At 64.3% G+C, this 2,677-nt stretch carries 3 protein-coding genes; 2 read left to right on the forward strand and 1 reads right to left on the reverse strand.

The genetic code is table 11. The features are described 5' to 3' along the window. A partial coding sequence (locus tag Q0D45_RS05695) for a hypothetical protein (protein WP_293389699.1) occupies positions 1-269 on the forward strand: 269 nt, incomplete at its 5' end. On the opposite strand, the gene Q0D45_RS05700 is transcribed toward Q0D45_RS05695, so the two are convergent. Continuing rightward, positions 206-1,735 carry an NAD(P)/FAD-dependent oxidoreductase gene (locus Q0D45_RS05700; protein WP_293389701.1) on the reverse strand — a complete coding sequence of 510 codons (1,530 nt, stop codon included), beginning with the start codon at positions 1,733-1,735 and terminating at the stop codon, positions 206-208. The two genes, Q0D45_RS05695 and Q0D45_RS05700, sit on opposite strands and share 64 nt — an antisense overlap. 145 nt (positions 1,736-1,880) lie before the next feature. Here Q0D45_RS05700 and Q0D45_RS05705 point away from each other — a divergent pair. After that, the coding region (locus tag Q0D45_RS05705; protein WP_293389704.1) for an AraC family transcriptional regulator at positions 1,881-2,677 on the forward strand (797 nt) is incomplete at its 3' end.

Here is a 2,677-nt window from a genome sequence, read left to right on the forward strand (position 1 = left end):
ATGCCGCCGACCGCCGTACCCAGCAGGTAGAACACGGCGATCACCTTCGGCCTCATCGATACGGCCGCAGGCCATCCGCCAGCGCGGAGCTCTCCGACACGAAGCTGCGCAGAAACAGGATGATCAGACACCGCGCCGATGTCGAAGGCGACGCGCCAGCCAACGTCCTGCGGCAGGAAACCCGGCTACAGCAGTCCGACCGCGCTCAGGCCGCGACCGAGATCGGCTCGACGGACCGTGCTTCGCTGGCTTTCGACTGCAGTTCGTAGTCGGCTAATTTCAGCTCGGCAACCTGCTTCGCGTACTCGTTCATGTAGCCGACCCAGCTGACCGTATTGCGGCCATCAGCGGTGATGTACCAGCTGTGGCAGCCAGTCTCGTAGACCGAATCTTCCTTGCTGCGCCGGCGCAGCATCAGGTTGTAGTCGCCGATGATGCCGGGCCTGACGTCGAGCCAGCCGAGGCGCTTTCCGCTCAGCGCCTGCACCGCCTGGATCACGTATTTCGCCTGCGCTTCGAGCATGTAGATGATCGAGCCGGCGCCGAGATTGGTGTTCGGGCCATAAAGGATGAACAGGTTCGGAAAGCCGGACACGGTCATGCCCAGGTAGGCCTCCGCCCCGCCCTGCCAGCGCTCGTTCAGACTCAAGCCTCCGCGGCCGGTGATCTGCATCGGCGCCAGGAAGCCGGTGGCTTCGAAGCCGGTGCCGTAGATGATGGTGTCGACCTGACGATGGGTTCCATCGTTGGCGATCACACCGGTCGCTGTGATCTCGCGGATGCCATCGGTGACCAGATCGACGTTCGCCGCGGTCAGCGCCGGCAGCCACTCGTTGGAGAGCAGCACGCGCTTGCAGCCGATCGCGTAATCCGGCGTCAGCCTGGCGCGCATCGCCGGGTCCTTGACCTGCCAGTTCATCAGGAACTTCGCAGCGTTGCGAAAGATTGCCGTCGCCGGCTTGTTGAAGCGTGACTGGCGCTGCAGGGCCGAGCCGAGGAACTCGAACCACCAGAAGATCCGCTTGCGATCGAGCGTGTGCAGCACCGGCAGCTTATCGAGCAGGAAGCGCTCGAAGGCGTTGAACTTGCGATCGACCTTGGGCACCGTCCAGCCCGGCGAGCGCTGATAGACATCCATATGGCCGACGATCGGCTGGATCGCCGGCACGAACTGCACCGAACTCGGGCCGGTGCCGATCACCGCCACTTTCTTGCCGGCGAAGTCGAGGTCATGCCGCCAGCGGGCCGAATGGAAGACCTGGCCCTGAAAGCTCTCGGCACCGGGAATCTTCGGAATCTGCGGCTTGTGCAACTGGCCGACCGAGGACACCAGCACCTGAGCCTCGGCCGTCGAGCCATCGGCGAAGCGCAGGGTCCAGAGGCCGCGTGCTTCGTCAAAATCTGCCGCCGTCATCTCCTTGCCGAAACGGATGTGCTTGCGCAGGCCGTACTTGCCGGCCACGTGCTTCAGATAGGCGAGGATTTCCGCCTGCTTGCCGTAGCGGTAAGCCCAGGGGTAATGCGGCTCGAACGAATACGAGTACAGATGCGAGGGCACATCGCAGGCCGCGCCCGGGTAAGTGTTCTCGCGCCAGGTACCGCCCACGTCCTCGCCCTTCTCGTAGATCGTGAACGACTCGATGCCCGCCTTCTTCAGGTACACGGCCTGGCCAAGGCCGCCGAATCCGGTGCCGATGATCGCAACGTGGACAGGTGCGACAGCAAGCTGGGGCATGTTGGTACTCATTTGACGGAACAAACAGGAATCGATGGTGCCGGACTGTAGGCTGCCACCGCACGACAAGGAATGGTTCGAGCGGACGCTTGCGTGATAGTTTCGGACATCCGCCATTGCACATGCCATCAAGCCTGCCGAACCGATGAACCACTGGACCGTACGCCGAGGCGTAGCCAGCACCCGGATGCTCTGCGAGCTGGCCGGCGAACATTCCTTAAGCCCGACGCAATGCCTGCGCGGCACCGGTATCGCGCTCAGCCACCTGGACGACCCGAGCGGCGAGATCGAAGCCGCGCAGGAATTCCGGGTGATCCGCAACCTGATCCATCTGCTCGGCGAGCAGGGCATCGGTGAAGTCGAACTGGCGATCGCCGCCGGCGCCCGCTACCACCTGACGACGATGGGCATCTGGGGTTTCGCGATGGCTTCCAGCGCCACCTTGCGCAGCGCCGTGCATGTCGGCCTGCGCTATCTGGATCTGACCTACAGCGTCAACCGCATCTGGCTCGAGGAAAGCCCCGAGTACGTCAGCCTGGTCATCGACGAAGAAGGCACGCCGCCGGAACTGGCCCAGTTCGTGGTGCTGCGCGACATGGCCGCGACCATGACCCTGAACCGTGAACTGCTTGCCGCGCCAGTGCAGCCGCGCGCCGTGCACCTGCGCTTCGCGATCGGCGAAAAACAGGCGGCGCTGTTGCGGGCCAGCTTCGGCGACCGTTTGAGCCTGGGTGCCGAACGCAATCATCTGCAGTTCGATGCCCGGCTGTTCGATCAGCCGCTGCCGCAGGCCAACGAGCTGATGCGCCAATCCTGCGAAGACCAGTGCCGGCAACTGCTGGCTCGCCGCCGCAGCCGCGTCGGTTTTGCCGGCCGGGTTCGCGATCGCCTGCTGCTGACGCCGGGCCGGATGCCGGACATGGAAGCGATCGCCGCCAGCCT

This window comes from Nevskia sp. (genome assembly GCF_023266035.1).
Taxonomy (GTDB): Bacteria; Pseudomonadota; Gammaproteobacteria; order Nevskiales; family Nevskiaceae; genus Nevskia.

What these genes read in the sequence shown, in the direction of transcription:
- Q0D45_RS05700 (WP_293389701.1), bottom strand. Translation starts at nt 1,735, where the DNA reads ATGCCCCAGCTTGCTGTCGCACCTGTCCACGTTGCGATCATCGGCACC.